Origin of the sequence: Sporosarcina ureae, assembly GCF_002109325.1 — a bacterium.
In the GTDB taxonomy this organism is placed as follows: Bacteria; Bacillota; Bacilli; order Bacillales_A; family Planococcaceae; genus Sporosarcina; species Sporosarcina ureae_C.
The window spans coordinates 178007-199094 of record NZ_CP015348.1 but is presented as its reverse complement, the minus strand read 5'-3'; the positions used below and the strand labels follow the sequence as shown (position 1 = coordinate 199094).

General features: G+C 44.8%; 17 protein-coding genes and 1 pseudogene. 2 read left to right on the top strand and 16 right to left on the bottom strand.

Going from position 1 to position 21088, the window contains the following annotated elements; genetic code table 11:
• Positions 1 to 75: 75 nt before the first annotated feature.
• The 14 genes from SporoP32a_RS00995 to parE all read right to left on the bottom strand — a co-directional run bounded on the left by SporoP32a_RS00995 (position 76) and on the right by parE (position 19026).
• Positions 76 to 2076 carry a helix-turn-helix domain-containing protein gene (locus SporoP32a_RS00995; RefSeq protein ID WP_198166197.1) on the bottom strand — a complete coding sequence of 667 codons (2001 nt, stop codon included), beginning with the start codon at positions 2074 to 2076 and terminating at the stop codon, positions 76 to 78.
• A 168-nt stretch (positions 2077 to 2244) separates the two neighbouring features.
• Positions 2245 to 3231, bottom strand: a complete 987-nt coding sequence (locus SporoP32a_RS00990; RefSeq protein ID WP_085426205.1) for an electron transfer flavoprotein subunit alpha/FixB family protein — start codon at positions 3229 to 3231, stop codon at positions 2245 to 2247.
• Positions 3232 to 3260: 29 nt separating this feature from the next.
• Positions 3261 to 4034: an electron transfer flavoprotein subunit beta/FixA family protein gene (locus SporoP32a_RS00985; protein ID WP_085426204.1), complete on the bottom strand. Its 774-nt coding sequence runs from the start codon at positions 4032 to 4034 to the stop codon at positions 3261 to 3263.
• A 33-nt stretch (positions 4035 to 4067) separates the two neighbouring features.
• The gene (locus SporoP32a_RS00980; protein WP_085426203.1) at positions 4068 to 5510 is read right to left on the bottom strand and encodes an MFS transporter; all 1443 of its coding nucleotides are present in this window, start codon (positions 5508 to 5510) and stop codon (positions 4068 to 4070) included.
• Between the two features lie 160 nt (positions 5511 to 5670).
• Positions 5671 to 7158 carry an aldehyde dehydrogenase family protein gene (locus SporoP32a_RS00975; RefSeq protein WP_085426202.1) on the bottom strand — a complete coding sequence of 496 codons (1488 nt, stop codon included), beginning with the start codon at positions 7156 to 7158 and terminating at the stop codon, positions 5671 to 5673.
• A gap of 18 nt (positions 7159 to 7176) precedes the next feature.
• Positions 7177 to 8310: an acyl-CoA dehydrogenase family protein gene (locus SporoP32a_RS00970; RefSeq protein WP_085426201.1), complete on the bottom strand. Its 1134-nt coding sequence runs from the start codon at positions 8308 to 8310 to the stop codon at positions 7177 to 7179.
• 20 nt (positions 8311 to 8330) lie between these two features.
• Complete coding sequence (locus SporoP32a_RS00965; protein WP_085426200.1) at positions 8331 to 9527, bottom strand: acyl-CoA dehydrogenase family protein; 1197 nt, start codon at positions 9525 to 9527, stop codon at positions 8331 to 8333.
• A 31-nt stretch (positions 9528 to 9558) separates the two neighbouring features.
• Positions 9559 to 9996: a Zn-ribbon domain-containing OB-fold protein gene (locus SporoP32a_RS00960; protein ID WP_085426199.1), complete on the bottom strand. Its 438-nt coding sequence runs from the start codon at positions 9994 to 9996 to the stop codon at positions 9559 to 9561.
• Between the two features lie 11 nt (positions 9997 to 10007).
• The gene (locus tag SporoP32a_RS00955; protein ID WP_085426198.1) at positions 10008 to 11168 is read right to left on the bottom strand and encodes a thiolase C-terminal domain-containing protein; all 1161 of its coding nucleotides are present in this window, start codon (positions 11166 to 11168) and stop codon (positions 10008 to 10010) included.
• 30 nt (positions 11169 to 11198) lie between these two features.
• A complete protein-coding gene (locus SporoP32a_RS00950) occupies positions 11199 to 11624 on the bottom strand; it encodes a MaoC/PaaZ C-terminal domain-containing protein (RefSeq protein WP_085426197.1) in 426 nt (141 codons plus the stop codon).
• A gap of 14 nt (positions 11625 to 11638) precedes the next feature.
• Positions 11639 to 12082: a MaoC family dehydratase N-terminal domain-containing protein gene (locus tag SporoP32a_RS00945; protein WP_085426196.1), complete on the bottom strand. Its 444-nt coding sequence runs from the start codon at positions 12080 to 12082 to the stop codon at positions 11639 to 11641.
• Between the two features lie 19 nt (positions 12083 to 12101).
• Positions 12102 to 14252, bottom strand: a complete 2151-nt coding sequence (locus SporoP32a_RS00940; protein ID WP_085426195.1) for an acetate--CoA ligase family protein — start codon at positions 14250 to 14252, stop codon at positions 12102 to 12104.
• Between the two features lie 335 nt (positions 14253 to 14587).
• Positions 14588 to 17014 carry a DNA topoisomerase IV subunit A gene (parC, locus tag SporoP32a_RS00935; protein WP_085426194.1) on the bottom strand — a complete coding sequence of 809 codons (2427 nt, stop codon included), beginning with the start codon at positions 17012 to 17014 and terminating at the stop codon, positions 14588 to 14590.
• Positions 17011 to 19026, bottom strand: a complete 2016-nt coding sequence (parE, locus tag SporoP32a_RS00930; protein ID WP_232319564.1) for a DNA topoisomerase IV subunit B — start codon at positions 19024 to 19026, stop codon at positions 17011 to 17013. Before parE ends, parC begins: the two co-directional genes overlap by 4 nt.
• A gap of 231 nt (positions 19027 to 19257) precedes the next feature.
• On the opposite strand from parE, the gene plsY reads away from it, so the two are divergent.
• Both plsY and SporoP32a_RS00920 read left to right on the top strand, forming a co-directional pair.
• Positions 19258 to 19860 carry a glycerol-3-phosphate 1-O-acyltransferase PlsY gene (plsY, locus tag SporoP32a_RS00925; RefSeq protein WP_085426192.1) on the top strand — a complete coding sequence of 201 codons (603 nt, stop codon included), beginning with the start codon at positions 19258 to 19260 and terminating at the stop codon, positions 19858 to 19860.
• 28 nt (positions 19861 to 19888) lie between these two features.
• Entirely contained in the window at positions 19889 to 20182 is a 294-nt protein-coding gene (locus tag SporoP32a_RS00920; protein WP_085426191.1) for a HesB/YadR/YfhF family protein, read from the top strand.
• 21 nt (positions 20183 to 20203) lie between these two features.
• Here the strand turns inward: SporoP32a_RS00920 and SporoP32a_RS00915 are convergent, their stop codons facing one another.
• Together SporoP32a_RS00915 and SporoP32a_RS00910 are read right to left on the bottom strand one after the other, a co-directional pair.
• A complete protein-coding gene (locus SporoP32a_RS00915) occupies positions 20204 to 20521 on the bottom strand; it encodes a hypothetical protein (RefSeq protein ID WP_085426190.1) in 318 nt (105 codons plus the stop codon).
• Positions 20521 to 20945: pseudogene (locus SporoP32a_RS00910) on the bottom strand (acyl-CoA thioesterase). Before SporoP32a_RS00910 ends, SporoP32a_RS00915 begins: the two are co-directional and overlap by 1 nt.
• Between the last annotated feature and the right edge of the window lie 143 nt (positions 20946 to 21088).

Here is a 21088-nt window from a genome sequence, read left to right as displayed (position 1 = left end):
TTCGCTTTTTTATTTTTTATAACATATATTTTTATCTTCATAGTATGTTAAGTCGAAACTTAAATAGAATCGAGTTTAATTTAACCATTCCTTCATCTTTTTGTAGACAGTTTGCGATGGTAATGCCCCGCCTCGTTCGATATTACTTATATAGGATGTCGAAATTTTCAATTGATCCGATACTTGTTTGAGTGTCAAACCACGTTTGATGCGGCATTCCTTAAAATCACTACCTATGCTTTTGCAGACTTTTTCTTTAGGTGGCTCCAAGGAGAAGTTGGTCGGCGTCTTGACCGACTTCTTTCTCTCAATCGGTTCATAATAGCTCACAATCTCGTCAGGCGGTGCGATGATGATCGTAGCATCTAACCAGACGCGTAGCCATCCTTTTTTCGACATGCTGTCTTCGTTCCATTGATTGTACTGCCAAAACGTAATGACGCCTTCTTCTTCTAGTAGATCTAGCGCTTTCTCTAGACGGTCGCGAATGCGTGACGGAGCCTGTGTATCAATTTGTATACCTATTTTTTCGAGCAATGTGCTGATTTTATGTGGCTGCAAGTAGCTTGCTTTGCGGGCTTGTGTACGCCAGCGCCAGCTAATATACCGAATGAGTTTTTTCTCCCATTTACGCTGGTATGGATTTAGTTCGATCGCTTGATTCGGCAGTAGTTTCACTTGTCTCGTGGAGCCTTGTAAGAAATGATTGAATACTTCTCCGAGCTTGATAAATAAACGTTCCGGTGTTATATCTTCAGTGACTTCGAATGAACTTCCGTCTTCATTCGTGAAAACAAACGCACGTCCTTGCATGTTCTTGTTAATCGGTTTGCCTTGTTCATAGACTACTACACTATCAAGTTGCATCCATAGTGCTTGCATAACGGAAAGCGCTTTCATTACTTGAGTACGTTGTTCTTTCTCGTAGCCTCCTCGTCGCCCCGTGCCGCCGAGTTTGGTTTTGAGTCCACGGATTGTTAATAAGTCATCAATCCGAATTTCTACTCGTTTGTCTGCCTGCGGTGATTGAGTCAAATACATATGACATAAGGAATCGAGTACGTCGACATCGACTTCTGATAAAGTGTGGGCATAGCCATGCAGTAGATTCATTTGGCTTGCAGTACGGTTGTCTTCATTCGGAAGCAATTGCAAAGAACCTTCTAATTTCGACCCATGAATAGTTGCGCGTGGCCATTGATCCGCTTCGCATACGAATTTCTGATTAGAAATTGCTTCTGTAATGAATTGATACACAGCATTACTCATGACTACAAGATTATTTGTTTTTACTGTAGCTTCAATCGGCTGATGCACGGAAAAATTCGGGCTAACTCCGAGTAATTCATTGATCTGCTCCATGGAGTTTTTTTCAGATTCAAACGCCATGAGTATTTCAGAAACTATTTTTTCAATATACGCGTTGACGTCAGTAGTAAATGTATTCAGGAAGCTGTCATTAGAAGCAAAACTATTGCTCATTTTTTCGAGGAATAATGTATTTAACTCTTCTTTATCAAGAGCGTTCAACGTATCATAGCCATGTTTTACGATTAACTCATTGACGGTATAATTCTTTAAATACGTTCTGTACCACGTGCTGAATACATTCCAAGAATTTTCATCGTTAAGTCCGACGTGTGCACGTAGCATTTTATCGTATTTATCATGTAATTTATTGATAATGTCCCATTTGAGTGTCGGCTTATCCGCAAGTAACGGCGCCAGATGACTTTCATAAGTGCTGAAAAATTTAGCGATCATGAACTCTGTCGCTTTCGCGAGTAGTTCACGTCTGGCATCTACACGCATCTTGAAAAATAAATCAACATTGTCCTCGTAGTTTTGCTGTCGAACAATGAAGGTTTCATTTTTCACTCTCGGGAAAATGCGATTCGTGTTAACCTTTTTCCGTACTTTTTCACATGGGAAATGGAGTAGATAGTTGTAGTCAAAGAAGTTGGGCTGTCGATCGTACATAATGATGACTTGGAAACGCTCAATTTTATTGGCAATTTGTTGATGATGGGTTAGTTCGTAGTTTGTAGTATTCAACAGTAAATTGTATTTGATCAAATATGGTCCCCCCCGATAAACCGCGATATCTGAATAGTATAACATGAATTTTCTAGATTCACTATTTACTTTTGGCTCAGATGAAGGGTCGGGTAGATACTGCTACCATAGAAAAAGCTTGGAATATCCCGTTATAGGACATTCCAAGCTTTTTTTAGTGGCGAGTAGTTAAGATATTAACGCGCCTTCTAGTTTAAGTTCTTCAATGAATAAAGGAAGGACTTCGAACAAGTCGCCAACGATTCCGTAATCTGCCATTTTGAAGATGTTCGCTTCTTCGTCACTATTGATCGCGACGATGACTTTGGAGTTTGACATACCTGCCATATGTTGGATCGCACCGGAAATACCTACCGCGATATACAGGTCAGGTGTCACGACTTTTCCTGTTTGTCCGATTTGCAGTGAGTAATCACAGTAATCTGCGTCACACGCGCCACGAGAAGCCCCTACAGCGCCTCCTAGCAAGTCCGCTAACTCATACAACGCTTTGAACCCTTCAGCGCTCTTAACACCGCGTCCGCCAGCGATAACAATTTTCGCTTCCGACAGATCGACGCCTTCCGTTTTCTTGCGAATGACTTCTTTAACGATTGTACGCAAATCTTTGACATCCACTTCTTTCGCTGTGATGTCGCCTGTACGGCGCGCATCCTGCTCGAGTGCTGCGATATTGTTCGGGCGGATAGTAGCGAACAGCAGTCCATCGTCTTTCATCACTTTCTTTTCGAACGCTTTACCTGAGTAGATCGGGCGAGTGAAGACGACTTGATCGCCTTCTTTTTCGATTGACACGGCATCCGAGATTAAGCCAAGTTCTAGGCGGCTCGCGATTTTAGGTGTTACATCTTTGCCGACTGACGTATGGCCCATGATGATGCCGGATGGATTTTCGTCTTGCATCACTTCCATGATGACCTGTCCATAGCCTTCCGATGTATAATTACTTAAGTTGGCATGAGTGACGGTAATGACACGGTCTGCACCGTAGTGGATCATTTCTTCAGCTGGTTGCTGCAAATCTACGTCACCTAGTACCAATGCTAGAATTTCTGCGTCAGCGTTTACTTGTTTCGCTGCTGCGATCGTCTCATAACTTACTTTACGAAGAACCCCTTGCTGCAATTCCCCGATGACTAGTATCTTTTCACTCATAATAAAACTCCTTTCGTTTCGTAGATGGTTTAGATTACTTTCGCTTCATTGGACAATAGATTGACCAGTTCTTTGACTTGCTCGCCTGTTTCGCCTGCTAAAATGCGTCCTGCCTGCTTTTTAGGTGGCAAGAAAATAGAAATCGTTGCCGTCTTCGCTTCCACGTCGTCTTCAGCGAGATCTAGGTCATCGAGTTCAAGTTGCTCAAGAGGCTTCTTTTTCGCCTTCATGATACCTGGAAGGGATGTATATCTCGGCTCATTCAGTCCTTGCTGGCACGTTACGAGCACCGGCAAAGATACTTCGATTTTCTCGAGATCCCCTTCAACGTCTTTTTCAATCTTCGCTGTACCGTCTTCAATATCAAGCTTGACGATCGTTGTAATGAATGGCATGTTGAGGCGCTCTGCAAGTCGAGGTCCAACTTGTCCGCTCGCTTCGTCGATTGCCACGTTACCAGCGAGAATCAAGTCCACTTCTTTATCCTCAAAGAATTTTTCCAAGATCTTTGCCGTTGTAAATTGGTCGCCTTCATCCGGGTCGTCATCCGTATTGATAAGTACCGCATCATCTGCTCCCATCGCAAGTGCTGTACGCAATTGCTTCTCGGATTCTTCATCACCAATTGTGATGACCGTTACCGTGCCGCCATGCGCGTCACGCTGCTGGATCGCTTCTTCGACTGCATACTCATCATATGGATTGATGATGAATTCCGCACCGCTTTCATCTATTTGATTGCCCGACACAGAAATCGCTTCCTCCGTGTCGAATGTTTTTTTCAGCAAGACGTAAATATTCATGTAATAATCTCCTCTCTATACTTTGTTGCCTAGTTATTTGATTTCTTCAGTTTGTAACGCTTTCGGCACGACATTTGTATCGAGTAAATCAGACTCGCTTGTATGAATTCCAGGAATGGTTCGAGGAATCAACGGTAAGAACAACAATGCGATGATGATGAAGCCCATAATCACCCAAGAAGTATTCACTACCGCTCCAACGTTGTTACCACTTGCAGAGAAGATCGAGAACGCAACAAGAGCGAATGATGCACCCATTCTCTGTGCCAAGTTTTCAATTACTGTATTCGTAAATGTCACGACATTCATTCGTTCTGTTGAAGCTTTCGACACAACGAGTCCTTTGACTACAGGTGTTTGGAAACCAACACCAAGACCGACGAGACTCATCGCAATGAACAAATACACAAATGATGTCGTCAGCGTAACGAAATTCAGCATGATGATGCCAGAAGCAAAGACGAGAATTCCTGATCCCATAATTAATCGCGCAGACAATTTCTTCATGATTCTTCCGCTTAAGTAGGCTGCGACTGATGTGCCTAAGAATACGGCCATCTGTAAGAATCCTACCGTGGTCGCTGCTTTTCCTTGGACGTTCTGAACGAAGAATGTTAGCAAGTACATGACACCCGAGTAACCAAGGAAGATGAATACGGCAATCGTCGTAGGTACCCAGAAGTTACGATTCGCAACGTACACTAAATCGAGTAACGGAGCTTTTTGCTTTTTCTCTACGAAGATCAAGATGATCAACGCTGTTACGAATACTAGCAATGATGGAATCCACATACCAGATTCGATACCGAAGCTGTTGATGAATGTTGGGATTGTCAGCAAACCGAGTAATAGTGCGATGACAAAAATCAAGCCAAGAACATCCAACTTCTTGCGTGCTTGTACTTTAACGTGTGGAACAAACATAAAGAACGCAATCCCTAAACCACCGAGAATGGCTGTGAAGATGAAACTTGCTTGCCAGTTTGCCGTATCGACGATCATACCGCTGATGACCGGACCGAATACTGCACCGATTGTAATGAACGCCGCAAACGTTCCAATTGCTTTTGCACGTTGCGTCCCGACCATAAATTTACCAGCATAGGCAATACCTGATGGTGCAATCGCCGCACCCGAGATTCCTTTAAAGAATAAACCAAGAACGAGCACCCAGAAAGAAAATGAGAATGCTACGAGCAACGATCCGACAACCATGAAAATACCGCCAATGAGAATGACAATCTTCAATCCGAACGAATCACCAATCCATCCAAGCAATGGCTGGAATCCTGTCAATCCAACAGCCAGACCTAGTTGCATCCACACCGCATAACCTGGCGTCAGGTTAAATTCCGCAAGCATATGCGGGTATGCGGGAAGATGGGTTGCTAAACTTAACATAATAAAGAACGCTCCAAAACTTATGAATAAAAAACCTCTATTAATCGATTTATCTTTCAATGCCGCTTCATTCATATAGTGGCCTCCCTTTATCGATGATGTACTAGTTTTTAAAAGCTTTATTCATTATGTCAAATCTAGATGTGGTCTAAAGTGAAGAACTGTAGAAGGAGGTTTCGGTATGCTTGGTGCAAAACCGAAGCTCTCCCGCCACAGATCAAACGTTACTGGCTATTTATCGAATATTGATGACGCAAGCTTTTTCTACTGTGTAATCCAGAACTGAGTCCGTACCATAACCGCTTTCTTTCACTCCGCTAAACGGCAGATCTGCGCCTACTCTTGCGTACGTATTCACCCACACGTTTCCTGCTTGAAGCTTGTCGATCATGCGATGTGCAATACCGAGGTTTTGTGTCCATACACCCGCTGCTAGACCGAAGTTCGTGTCATTCGCAATTTGAACGGCTTCTTCTTCCGTATCGAACGGAATGGCTATTGCCACAGGCCCGAAAATTTCTTCGCGAGCTAGTTTAGAACTATTGTCTGCTACTTTAACAAGCGTAGGTTGTACCCAATAGCCGTCTTTGAATTCCGGTTGACCTGGTAGAACCGCTTCTCCGCCGTACTTTCCACCGAACACAACTTCATACTCGTCTTTAGCTGCCTCGTCGATGAATCCGCACACCGACTGATATTGCGCTTCATTTGCGATAGGACCCATCGTGTTGTTCGTATCGAGTGTATCGCCATGCTTAACGAATTCATTGTCCGTCATCAAGTCTTTCAAACGTCCAATCACTTCTTCGTAAATGGAGCGCTGGATCAACATGCGTGAACCTGCTACACAAATTTGACCGGAGTTCGGTGTGAAGATACCGTTGATCAACCCATGTACTGCTTGATCCAGATCTGCATCTTCAAAGACGATATTCGGAGACTTTCCGCCGAGTTCGAAGATTAACGACTTCGGTGAATGCGCAGTCGCTTTCGTGATGCGCTCCGCTGTTGCCTTTGACCCTGTCAAACTCACTTTATTCACTTCTTTGTGAGAGACGAGGTAGTCACCGATTTCACGACCCGCACCCGAAATAACATTCAGTACGCCTGGCGGTAAGATTTGTGAAATTAATTCGCCGTAGCGCAGTGAGCCGACCGCTGCACTTTCAGACGGTTTAATAATGACCGTATTCCCTGCTGCTAGCGCATAAGCTGCTTTAATCGTAAAGGTGAATAACGGGGCGTTCCATGGCAAGATGCCGACGACTACTCCGTATGGCTTACGTGAAGTGAAACCGAAATCTCCCGTACCCATCTGTACCGTACGGCCTTGTGCACCGACTAGAGAGGCTGCTCCTGCCGCGTCATACCAAACTTGCTTTAACACTTCAGCTAAATACCCGTACTCATCTAGTACCCAGCCGTTATTACGAGTTTCGAGTTCAAGTAACTCCGCCGCGTACTCCGGAATCATGTCCCCGATCTTGCGCATATAGTCACCGCGTGTTCGTGCTGGCAGATCCGCCCAGTCATCGAATGCGGCGCGTGCTGCCTGGATGATCAGTTCTGCGTCTTCCTTCTTACTGGAAGGAATGGTTGCCCATACTTCCGCTGTAGATGGATCGATACTGTTTGATACGGCCCCGTCTTGTGCCTGTACCGACTTGCCGTTAATGATATTACCGTAAGTCGTCAATTTGGATTTCTCGGATACGTTCGTCATATGTTTTCCTCCTTCAAATTACCAGCCTAGTGACGCGACTACTTTTTCTTGATAGAAAGGGGTGGAGCCTAAATACTGATCATAATAGCGGGCGCGCTTAACATATAAATGGCAATCGATTTCTTCTGTGAATCCGATGCCGCCATGGACTTGGATATTATGTGCCGACACTTCGATGAATTTCTCCGTCGCATATGTACGGGCGCTATATACTGCTGCTTCACGGTCAAATTCTTCTGTATCGACTACCCAGTTGGCATAATGGCTCAGTGAACGAGCGATTTCGAGATTCACTTTCATATTTACAATACTGTGCTTGATCGCTTGGAAACGTCCGATCGCTTGACCGAACTGCTCCCGGATCTTCGCATATTCCGTCGCCATATGGACGACTTGTTCCATTGCGCCGACAATGTATGAACTAAGTGCAGCGTTAAAGTACAATAGACCTTCTTGAAGCTGCGTCCAACCTTTATTTACTTCGCCTATGATTTGCTCTTGAGTGATGACTAGATTTCCGAATTCCATTTTCGCTACATGTTTGGATTCGTCAAACGATGATTGTTTCTCGATGTTCAGTGCATCCGTCTTATCGATCAACACAAGCGTAAGTCCGTCTTCTAGATCTTCTTGGTTTGTGCGAACGAGCACGAGGAATGCGTCCGCAAGTTCTGCTTCCGGCACAAGCGTCTTTATGCCGTTTAGTACGTACTGTCCATCTTTCTGCTCCAATGTACAGTGGATCCCTGCCGGGGAGAAGTCGTTGAATGGTTCTAGTGCTGCGAATGAAATCCATTTTTCTCCTGAGGCGATCGCCGGCAAATACTGTTGTTTTTGCTCTTCTGTCGCATATTTCTTGAGAATCGGCACTGCCAACGCAGAAGTTTCCATGAATAAGCCGGGTACTAATGAACGGCCCATCTCTTCAAACGTTGGAACGAGATCGAGTGCCTCGAGGTCCATGCCGTCATACTCTTCTGGAATGTTGATGCCGCTGCATCCGAGTTCAGCTAGCGTCTTGTACACTTTCTCCAAATTTTGCGGATTTTGATCGATCATTTCTCGAGCTACTTGTGTGCCGCCAAATTTATCTAGCATTTTGCGAATATGTCCACGAAACATTTCTTGCTCTTCTGTTAATGAAAAGTCCATAGTTCATCCCTCCACATCTATTAACGTCCCATGTCTTTTGGTAATCCGAGTACCCGCTCGCCAATCGTATTGCGTTGCACTTCACTCGTACCGCCACCAATTGTCTGTCCGAATGAAGCGAGGAATAAATGCTGCCACTTCGGATCCGCTACAGCATCCTTATCCAATAACACACCTTGGTGTCCTTGAATTTCCACTGCAAATGCAGAAAGTGCTTGATGTAGCTCCGTAACGACCAATTTATCGATAGACGTTTCTGCACCTGGTTGACCGTTCTTGATCGTCGTTGTTAAGTTTTTATAGTAATTGAGTAGCGATCCACGCACGCGGGCATAGAAATTCGCCAATTTCTGTCTAACTGCTGGATTTTCGATTAATGGACGGCCATTTACTTTATACTGCTGTGCCAGTTCCACCGTATCGTTGAATTGTTTTTCGAGTGTAAATAGTTCTGCGCCGATCCCTGTACGTTCATGGAGCATTAAGGCAATCAATACATGCCAGCCTGAGTCCACTTGTCCAACGATATCTGCATCTGTCGCTACAGCATCTGTCATATACACTTCGTTAAATTCTGACTCTCCATCCATCTGAACAATCGGAAGCGTTTCGACGCCTGGCTGGTGCATATCCATCATGAATACGGTAATACCGCGGTGTTTCTTCTCTGGATGCGTACTCGTTCTCGTCAGCAAGAAGCATTTATCCGCCACGTGACCAAAACTTGTCCAGACTTTCTGACCATTAATGAGCCAACGATCACCGTCTTTTACGGCACGTGTTTTAAGTCCCGTTAAATCCGACCCTGCGCCCGGCTCTGAATAGCCCTGACACCAAATTTCTTCCCCTGTTAAGATGTTCTTCAAATATCTTTCTTTTTGTTCATCAGTGCCGATGTCGATCAACGTAGGACCTACCATGTGGATCCCGATATAGTTAATGAGTGGCGGTGCTTTCACGCGCACCATCTCTTGATGATAGATGATCTCTTCCATCAAGCTGGCGTTGCGTCCACCGTATTCTTTAGGCCACGCGATCGCTGCCCATCCACCTTCGTACAATGTATTTTGCCATGCGCGTAATACGCGGGAGTATTCATCGAGATCTTCCGGTAAGTCTCGCTTGCCTTCTAGCCAGCCTTCAGGAAGGTTGGCCTCGAGCCACGTTCGTAATTCAGCTCTAAATTTTTCTTCTTTTTTCGTGAAAGAGAAATCCATACTCGCTCATCCTTTCTATGTCGTCTATCGATCAGTTCGTGCTTGGAATCCACTGTGGCAATGCACGGTCTTCCGTAATATCAATCCATGTCATGCGGATTGGCATGCCGATCTCCAAGTCCTTTTCCTCACACTGTAAAATGTTGCACATAATTTTCACTTCCGGTACTTGATCGAGCTGTCCGAGTGCGATGATGGTCGGCAATTCATCTTGGAAGCCCGGCAGGAATGGACGGTAGGACACGACGTATGAATAGACTGTCGCTGTTATATCGTCACCTAACTGTTCAAAGCGGACATTTTCACTTCCGCACTTTGCGCACGTAGGGCCTGGTGGTTGTGAATAAGCATTACAGTCCTCACATTTTTGCAGTGCCAATTGATGGTTGTCTGCTGCATCCCAGTACGGGGCATTATCTATATCTTTCAATGGAATGGGTTTTTGGTATGCTGTCGTTGCTTGTGTCATAGTGATTCCTCCTAGTTTCGTAAGATCATAGCGCCTGCAATATCCGGTCCAGCCCAACCGGTACAAATACCGATCTTGCAATCTTCTACTTGGCGGTCGGTTCCTTCATAGTCGTGGCGCAGCTGTCTAACGATTTCAATCGCATTATTCATTCCGTGCGTATAGCCTTCGGATAACATGCCACCCGCTGTGTTAGTTGGCAATTTTCCGCCAATCTTCAAATTACCTTCTGCAACAAAATCTCCTACTTCTCCTCGCTTTGCGAACCCATAGGCTTCAAGCTGGCGCATTACGACCCAGCTGAAACAGTCATAGATCGACGCCACGTCGATATCGTCTGGAGTTACACCCGCATTTTCATAAAGTTCTTTCGCTACATAATCCGAAGCGACTTGGTCGATGTCATTCCAGTAGTGTACGTGCGGATGACATTGGCGTGCGGACATTCCCATAATATAGACGGGTTTTGACGTGCAGTCTTTCGCTTTTTCTGCAGACGTCACGATGATCGCATTGCCTTCATCTAGCTCGAGGCACGAATCATGGATATTAAATGGCGAACTAATATCCGGTGTAGCAAGATATGTTTCCATCGTTAACGGCTTACCGTGTAAGAAAGCTTTTGGATTACGCTGTGCATGCTCATAGAAACTCAAGCACACATGTCCGAGATGCTCTTTCGTAATACCCGTTTCATGCATGTGACGCGTCGCATACATACCGAACCATTGTGACGGACTCGCTGAACCATACGGAATGACGAAGCTCCCGCCAGCCAGTGCACCTTGAAGCATATCTGGGTCATAGCCGCGTCCTACACGTGTTCCTGAGCTTCCGTTTAATGAACGATAGATCAATACGGTATTGAGCTGCCCCGCTTCAATGAGCGCCACGGCATCCGCAATCAGCATCTCAGTACTCGCTCCGCCACCTTGGATATCTTTGACGTATTTCGGTCGTACACCGAGATACGTTGCCAGTTGATGGGAAGTACAAGAATCTCCTTCGTTATAGTTCATGAATCCGTCGATGTCCGTCGCTTTCAAACCTGCATCTTTTATCGCGACTCTTGCAGCATCGAGTGCTAAATGAAGAGGCGTTGTTCCCGATTTTCTTGAGCGTTCGCTCTCTCCTACGCCTACAATGGCGTAGCGGTCTTTAATAGTTCCCATAGTCATATTCCTCCTATTTCACGATAGCTTTTACGTTAATTGCAAGATGGCGCTCCCTGATCCGACGACTTCTCCGGATACTTTCTCGGCAGTCAGTTCAAGCGCGATACATCGCTTGCCCTCTTCTTCGTATGTTCGTTCCACTACACCTGAGCAACGAATTTCGTCACCTGGTACTGTCATTTTGCCGAAACGCATTTTTAAATTTGCGACGCGTGCTTCCTGGCCGGCAATTTTCATGACGTACTCACCAAGGAAACCCATTACGAGCATACCGTGTGCAATGACACCGTCCATGCCGATTTTTTTTGCGAAGTCATCGTCGAGGTGCAACGTGTTAAAATCTCCGGATGCACCTGCATATTGGGCGAGCTGTACTTTCGTAATCGGTGGCTTCACCATCGGTTCAAGTTTCTGATCTACAGTTAGTTCTTCCAACACCCAATCTTTGATCATATGAGGTCCCTCCATTAGTTCGCTAGTGAGCGATAGACGATATTCATGCGGCTAATACAAACAAGTTCGCCCGTTTCATCTTTCATTTCCGTATCGAGCTTCAAAAACTGCATCTTTCCGCTTTTGCCTTCTTTGTCATACAGATCGCTTACTTTGATCTGGCAACGCAGTCGGTCTCCAATGCGGATTGGCTTGTAGTACAGGAATTCCTGCTCGCCGTGCAACATTCTGCGCTGGTCGAGATCGAGTGGCATTTCCGTCTCGCCGTCATTCATCGCGATCGGGAATGTCGGCGGTACTATCAGTCCTGCGTAAGCCGATTGCTTGGCGTACTCTTCGTCTGTATAAAGTGGATGATCGTCGCCAATCGCCGCAGCGAATTGACCGACATGTCGTCGTTCTACTTCAAAGACGTATTCATTACTCGTTAAGCCAATGACATTTTGATCTAAGTCCATTTTCCATCCTCCTCATGAGTTACTTTGTAATAATCAATGCATCTGCCGCTACAATGCCGTTTTCGTACACGATGAGCGGATTGATATCGATTTCCTGTATTTCATTCGGATAATCTTGAATCAATTCGGACACTTTCAGCAACACGTCGATGATTGCTTCTCGGTCGACGGGCTTTTTATTTCGTACACCTTTTAATAGTTCATAGCCTTTGAGACTTTCCATTTTGTCGATCGCATCTTGTCTCGTGATCGGTGCGACGCGGAATGATACATCTTTGAACACTTCAACGAATACACCACCGAGACCGAACATGATAACCGGACCGAATGTCGGATCATTCGTAACGCCTACAATGACCTCCACGCCTTCAGCTAACATTTCTTGTATGGACACACCGTGAATAGTGGCGGTTGGACAGTTTCGTGTAGCATTTTGATACACTTCGTCATACGCTTTTCTGACTTCTTCCGCGTTTTGTACGTTCAAGCGAATACCGTCTACTTCCGTCTTATGCGGAATGTCAGGTGAATCGATTTTCAACACGACAGGATAGCCGATATTGTCCGCAAACCGTACCGCTTCTTCAGCAGATTGTGCGATTGCGCGTTTTGCTGTCCGAATTCCGTATTCGTTCAAGATTTCGCTTGACTGCGACTCACTTAACGTCTGGTTTTCTAGTAATAAGTGGCGGATATTCTTTTTATTGATTTTCTTAGGTTCCGCTTGCATTCGCTGTTCTTTAGCTTTCTCGTAGGTTTCTCTATATTCAACGAGCTTGGCAAGTGAGCGGATCGGGTTCATATCACCTCTAACGAACGCGATACCGTGATCTTCTAAATAACCGACACCTTTAGGAACGGACATGCCTTCAAGTGGGAATGTCGTCACTAGAACGAACTTATCGGAGTTCTCGCAAAGCTGCACAAATTCTTGTAACTCGGGCGTGTTTTCATCCCAGCCCATTGGGAATTCGGAGAAGATGATGATGTCTGTGTCGGGATCGTTGACGAGCACTTTCAATGGTTCAATAAATAGCTCGGGATGAGTAATCGATGCCGCTGCAGTCAGATCAATCGGGTTGGAAGCGCTTGCATAACTAGGAATGTTTTTCTCGATTTCTTTTTTCACTTGATCGCTTAGCGGATGAATGTTCAACCCGTATGATTCACAGCGATCGGCTTCGTTGATTCCTCTTCCGCCGGAGCTCGTAATGATGACCGCATTTCTTCCTTTCGGTGTCTTCTTCGACATGAATAGCTTAGAGAAAGAAATAATGTCTACGTAATCTTCCACTCGAACAATACCGGTTTGTTTGAAGAATCCGTCATATACTTGATCGGCACCCGCTAGTGAACCTGTGTGAGACGCTGCGGCTCGACTGCCTGCACTGCTTCGTCCTGATTTCATGATGACCATTGGTTTGTTGATCTCGAGTGCGAATTTCGCTAGCTTGCGTAACTTCTCAGGATTTTTCTCTCCTTCGAGATAGCCGGTTGCGATTGTCGTGTTCGGGTCATGCAGCATGTATTCCATGACGTCCGCAAAGCCTACGTCAGCTTCATTACCAACACTGACAAAATAGTTGAACGTTAAACCTTGCTGGGCAGCGGCGATATACGTCAACACGCCGAACGCTCCACTTTGTGTGACGAAGCCTGCTTCACGCTTTTTATTCAACGGCATATTCGTCAATCCTGGCGAGAAAGTTCCCATCAACCCATTCGTTGTATTGAGTAAGCCGACACAGTTCGGTCCGATAATGCGGATATTGTACTTGTCGGAAATGTCTTTTAGACGTTGTTGAGCTACTAGACCCGCTTCCCCAATTTCGGAATAGCCTGAAGCGAAGACGATTGCCGCTTTGACACCGCTTTCACCGCACTCGATCAAACATTTTTCCACTTGGTCGATCCCCACACAGAGAATAGCTAAATCTACTGTATTCGGTACATCCTTAACACTTGGGTAACACGTCAAATCTGCAATTTGCTGCGCACTGCGATGGATCGGGTAAATATCTCCTGCAAACCCTCCGTCAAGTAGCGCCTTTAGCTGCAAGTATCCAATTTTATTTGGATTCTCGGAAGTTCCTAAAACCGCAATCGTACGTGGATGGAATAATGGATCCAATTCTAAGTTCGATACAACCTCTTCATTTATCAATTTCATATACTCTTCACCTCTCCACTCTCATATCTGCTAGTTGTTTGTCTAACTTGTATCAAATCATAGCAAAGCCTGTCTTTTACTATTTTTACTTTTTTGAGATTAAGTAATTAATGTTATTAGCACTGGATAAGTTTGAAGACGTCCTGATGAAGCATTGGGAATACAGTGTTTTTCATTCTCATTATTTTCTGACTAGAATAGATACACCCGACTTCTATGCGAGATCACCACGACATGGAAGAAAGATCACCGCTTTTTTCCTGTATGGAACGCAAAAAAGAGCTGCCCAGCCAGTCGGATATAACGACTAGCGGACAACTCTATGTTTATGAAACTTATTTACGTTCTTTTTTCACCGTAGAAACTTGCACAATCTTGCCGTCCTTCGCCTCATCTACGACAGCACTGCCTGTCGACTGACGGGTTGTGTTCTTCAACGACATCGGATCGATTTCTATATTGTGATTCCGTGTCGTCAACAAAACCATTTCCTCATCGTCTTTCACCGTCTTCATCGCAATCACTCGATGTGGATTAGACTTCAATTCTTTTACAACCGTTACGCCTCTAAGTGCTCTAGAACTCACTTCAAACTCAGAAATATTCATTCGCTTCACTGATCCACGCTGTGTAGCAATAAAGATATTCCGCGTTTGTGGTGTAATGACTTCAAACGCCACGAGTGCGTCGTCGGCTTTCAGATTGATTCCTTTAACGCCGCCGGTACGGATGCCGGTAATGGCGAGTTCTGACAGCGCGAATCGTAGGGCATAGGCTTGTTTACTTACTAATAATACGTCTTCTTCGCCTGTAACAATCCGTGCACCGACTAGTCGATCGTCTTTTTTAACGTTCATTGCTTTGAATGAACGGTTAAAACGCTGTACTTGGTAATCGATCAATTTGGATATTTTTACGTTTCCATTGGAAGACGCAGTTAAAATGCTGCTTGTTTCGTCGAATTTCTCTAGCCCAATGACGTCTACTAGCTCTTCGCCTGGCTCGAGTCCCGCGATACTCGATATATGCTGTCCTAAATCACGCCAGCGTATCTCAGGAAGCTCGTGGACCGGTTGGTAGATGTAGTTACCGAATGACGTGAACAACAGCAAGTGATGCTGTGTATTCATCGCAGATTCGAATAGAGTATAGTCGGACTCCTTCATTTCTTGGCCTTTGCCAGCAGACGCGGAGTATGAACGCATGCTTGTGCGCTTGACATAACCACTTTTTGTGACGGATACCATGACTTCTTCGCTCGGAATCAGGATATCAAGATCTACTTTTAGCTCTTCGATTTTTTCTTCAATTACGGAACGACGTGGTTCGGCAAACTGCTTGCGGATCGCTTTGATTTCCTTTACCAACACGGATTTCAGCTTCGCTTCGCTTGCAAGAATCGCTTCTAATTCTTCAATTAAATTGCGCAATTCTTCTTCTTCACGCTTTAATTCTGTAATATCCGTATTCGTCAGTCGATAAAGTTGCAATGAAACGATGGCTTCTGCTTGAACTTCCGTAAATTCATACGCATTGATTAAGTTCATTTTTGCATCTTTTTTATCTTTTGACGCGCGAATGGTCTTAATGACTTCATCGAGAATGGATAAAGCTTTCATTAAGCCGTCTACGATATGTAATCGATCTTTAGCTTTACGAATATCAAAAGTAGAACGTCGTGTAATGACGTCTTTTTGGTGATCGATATACGCGTCAAGAAGCATTGGAAGAGACATTAGCATCGGACGTCTGCCCGCAATGGCGATCATATTGAAGTTGTATGTGATCTGTAGATCGGTATGCTTCAACAAGTATTGCATGATCGCAGTGCCGTCCATTTCTTTCTTCAACTCGACAACAATACGCATTCCGGTACGGTCGGATTCATCACGAATTTCCGCGATGCCATCCAATCGACGATCATGGCGCAGTTCATCCATCTTCTTGACCAAATTTGCTTTATTGACGTCATACGGAATTTCCGTGATGACGATTTGAGATTTACCGGCTTTTAATTGCTCGATTTCCCATAATGCACGAATGATGAAACGGCCTTTTCCTGTCTTATAGGCTGTGCGGATTCCGTCTGTTCCTTGGATAATCGCGCCTGTCGGGAAGTCTGGTCCCGGAATAACCGTCATCAGCTCATCTACGCTGACATCCGGCTTCTTTAAGCGCATCAAGACCGCATCGATGACTTCATGCAATGCGTGAGGTGGAATATCGGTTGCATATCCTGCGGAAATACCTGTACTGCCGTTGACCAATAAGTTCGGAAAACGTCCCGGTAAGACGGTAGGCTCGAGTTCCGTGTCATCGAAGTTAAACGCAAAATCGACCGTTTCTTTGCGAATATCGCGCAGCATTTCACTCGCAATAGCGGATAAACGTGCTTCGGTATAACGCATTGCAGCCGCGGAGTCTCCGTCGACCGAACCGTTATTTCCTTGCATGTCCACCATTTCATGACGCAGTTTCCATGACTGACTCATCCGGACCATCGCGTCATAAACGGATGTATCACCGTGTGGATGATAGTTACCGATGACGTTACCGACCGTTTTCGCGGACTTACGGAACGCTTTTTCATGTGTATTGCCTTCGTGGAACATCGCATACAAAATACGACGTTGCACTGGCTTTAATCCGTCCCGTGCATCTGGAATCGCACGGTCCTGAATAATGTATTTACTATAACGCCCAAAACGATCACCAATTACTTCTTCCAAGGGCAGATCTTGAAACGTTTCTGACTGTGTCATTCCGTATCCCCCTCAACATGTATAAATGCATTGTCTAAAATATTATGTTCTTCAATCAAACCGAAATCGACGTTTTCTTCGATCCATTTACGACGTGGCTCCACTTTATCACCCATCAATGTGGTCACGCGACGCTCGGATTTTGCTCCGTCTTCAATCGTTACTCGAATTAATGTCCGTGTTGACGGATCCATTGTCGTTTCCCATAATTGATCGGCGTTCATCTCACCAAGACCTTTGTAGCGCTGAAGCATATAGCCTTTACCGACTTTTTCGATAGCCCCTGCAAGATCGTCATCTGTCCACGCATAAGCAAGCTTTTCACTTTTACCGGTCCCTTTAAATACTTTGAATAAAGGTGGCAGTGCGATATACACTTTACCCGCTTCAATTAACGGTTTCATATAGCGATAGAAGAACGTCAATAGCAACACTTGAATGTGTGCACCATCGGTATCGGCATCGGTCATAATAATGACTTTATCGTACGCAGCATCTTCAATTTGGAAATCCGCACCGACTCCACCACCAACTGCATGGATGATCGTGTTAATTTCTTCATTTTTCATGATATCTTCAAGTTTCGCTTTTTCTGTATTGATGACTTTACCACGCAACGGCAAAATCGCTTGGAACGTACGATCACGTCCTTGTTTTGCCGAACCGCCCGCTGAGTCACCTTCCACGAGATATAATTCATTCTTTGCTGCGTTACGTGATTGCGCCGGAGATAATTTACCCGACAACAATGTATCGGATTTTTTCCGCTTCTTGCCTGAACGCGCATCTTCACGCGCTTTTCGTGCAGCTTCACGTGCTTGATGCGCACGGATCGCTTTACGGACAAGGTTTGCGCTCAGTTCCGCATTTTCTTCAAGGAAATACAGCATTTTTTGCGAAATGACGGCATCTGTCACCGTTCGTGCTTCGCTCGTACCGAGTTTTCCTTTCGTTTGACCTTCAAACTGCAAGATTTCTTCTGGAATACGGACGGAAACAATGGCTGCAATCCCTTCGCGAATATCGGAGCCATCAAGATTCTTATCTTTTTCCTTCAACAATCCTGCTTTACGTGCGTATTCATTGACGACACGTGTCATTGCAGCTTTCGCACCGGTTTCATGCGTTCCACCGTCTTTTGTCCGGACGTTGTTGACGAATGAAAGAATCGTCTCGGCATAACCGTCGCTGAACTGGAACGCAAACTCGACTTCAATGCCGTCGACTTCGCCTTCTAGATACGCTACTTCATGCAAGACTTCTTTTTCTTCATTCAAATACGCAACAAACGCTTCAATACCGGATTCGTAATGGAAAATATCTTGTTTATCCGTGCTTTCTTCTTTTAGCGTAATCTTTAAACCTTTCAATAGAAAAGCGGACTCACGCAATCTTTCTGCCAGTGTGTCATATTGATATTTAATCGTAGAGAAGATCGTCGTATCCGGTTTGAAATGAATCGTCGTGCCGGTTTCTTTCGTTTTACCGATTTCTTCAAGCGTCGTGACCGGTTTTCCTCCATTTTCAAAGCGCTGAAGAAATTTCTTGCCTTCACGATAGATCGTCACTTCTAGCCACTCGGATAACGCATTGACAACGGATGCCCCTACGCCGTGCAATCCACCACTCGTTTTATAGCCGCCTTGACCGAACTTTCCGCCCGCGTGCAAAACGGTCATGATGACTTCAGCAGTTGGCTTGCCCGACTCGTGGTTACCCGTTGGCATACCGCGCCCGTAATCTCGCACACTCACACTGCCGTCTTTATGGATCGTGACATCAATTTCATTACCGAAGCCAGCTAGCGCCTCATCCACTGAGTTATCGACGATTTCGTAGACTAAGTGGTGAAGTCCTCTCGTATCAGTCGAACCGATATACATTCCGGGTCTTTTTCGTACTGCTTCTAAGCCCTCTAAAATTTGAATGGAACTATCATCATACGTATTTTGTATTTTCTGTTTCGTCAAAATGAAACCCCCGTCAAACAAATGTTCTGTTATTTTAATCATACATCTTCTGATAAACCTTGTCAAATCAACGTTTTGTTTCAGCTCAACCTATTGTATAGAAGAAATGTACGGAATGCAACGAGCAAACCGTGACAACGTTCTGAACGATTTAAACGGAAATTCCGCTTTTCGTCTATTCTTCATCTTCCTCTAGAATTCTATTATTGTCCAGAACTTATGCATCTGCTACACTTATACTAAAATATTTTATCATGCATAAAGGGGTTCACTATGGAAAATTACTTGATCATTCTGGCAGCCTATTTGCTCGGTTCGATCCCTTCCGCACTATGGATCGGCAAGCTTTTTTATGGAACTGACGTTAGACAGCATGGCAGTGGAAACATGGGGGCAACAAATACATTTCGCGTGCTCGGGAAAAAAGCCGGCATCGTCGTGACATTGCTAGATATTCTCAAAGGAACAGCAGCCGTCCTCTTGCCGCTAGTACCATTTTTCCACGACACAGCGATTCATCCATTACTTCTTGGAATCGTTGCAGTGCTCGGCCACATCTTCCCTATTTTCGCAGGACTTCGAGGCGGAAAAGCAGTTGCCACTTCAGGTGGTGTATTACTTGGCTATAATTGGCCTATATTTTTATTGGTCGTCATTACGTTTTTGATTGCGTTAAAACTAACGAAGATGGTATCGTTAACATCCATCATCGTATCCGTATTGGGACCGATTTACTGTCTCATTTATTATTTTATGGGCGGCGACCTGTATTTATTTTTAGTCGTCTCACTGATGGGCTTCTTCATTTTTTACCGTCACCGCGATAATATTAGTCGAATTAAAAACGGAACTGAACCGAAAGTGAAATGGCTATAGGTACTCTACTGGAAAGGATGTTTACGGCATGAAAATTCACCTGTCCGAACAAGCAATACAGTGGTTTGAAGAAGAAATGGATGTTTCTTCAGGCGATTATATAAAGTTTTACGCACGTTATGGTGGCTCTAGTAAGTTACACGAAGGTTTCTCCATGGGGCTTACGAAAGAAGATCCTGACGAATTAGCGTTCGAAAACGTCATAAATGGTGTTCATTATTATGTAGAAGAACACGATGTTTGGTTCTTTGATGGGCATGATTTGTATATCGATATGAACTCATCAACTGACGAAATAGCCTTTGACTATCACGTAGCATAATTAAAATGGTAAGCACAACTCTTATAATGAGTTATGCTTACCATTTTTTAATCGTGTTAATTGGTGTAATTGCCCTTCTTGCTTCAAAATATCCACTTGCCGCTCTCCTAGAAGGTCGAAATGTGGATATTCTTCGCGTGCATGGATCCATTCAGGCTGCAAACCGTATTGTTTTCCCCACTTTATGAGCTTTTCGACATCACTGCAACCTGCTTTTGTGACTGTATTGACGGTTGGGAAACGGTCATCTAGCCAGTAATGTGTCAAAAATGCTATTTCTCCACACTTTACCGCATGCTTCCACTCTCTTAATTGCTGTCGATCAATTCCGAACGCCATTAGCCTTCCACTCGCTGAATCTTCGTGTACATAGCGTCCCACTCCGGATGAATTTTACGCATTGATACTGGGCGGAAGCTGTCTTTTTTACTACTACGTGCTCGGAAACGGCTGTTGCAGCAATCGATCCGTCGGCGTGTAGGATTTCATAACCGTAAACCGTACGGAGCTTGCCGTGCGACTCCACCCATGTTTTGACTGTAATGGTCTCGCCGTATGTAATGGACGTCTTGTACTTCACGGACAGCTCCGTCACGGGCGATAGGTAGCCTTCGCGCTCTAGCTGTGCGTATTCGTATCCCAAGTCTTTGATCAACGTGGTACGGCCAATTTCCATCCAAACTAAGTAGTTGGCATGGTAGACGACGCCCATTTGATCGGTTTCTGCGTAGCGTACTTCAATTTCTTTTTCACTGGTAAACATGTGATCACCTCATGGTCTAGTATAGCGAACGGGAAAGTGGATTGCTTGTGATAGACATTGTGATATGTGGAGAAATTAGTTAGTGACTGACTTAGTTATACTCTTTAGCTATGTGAACTTTAGATAAAATGAGACGCGTGATG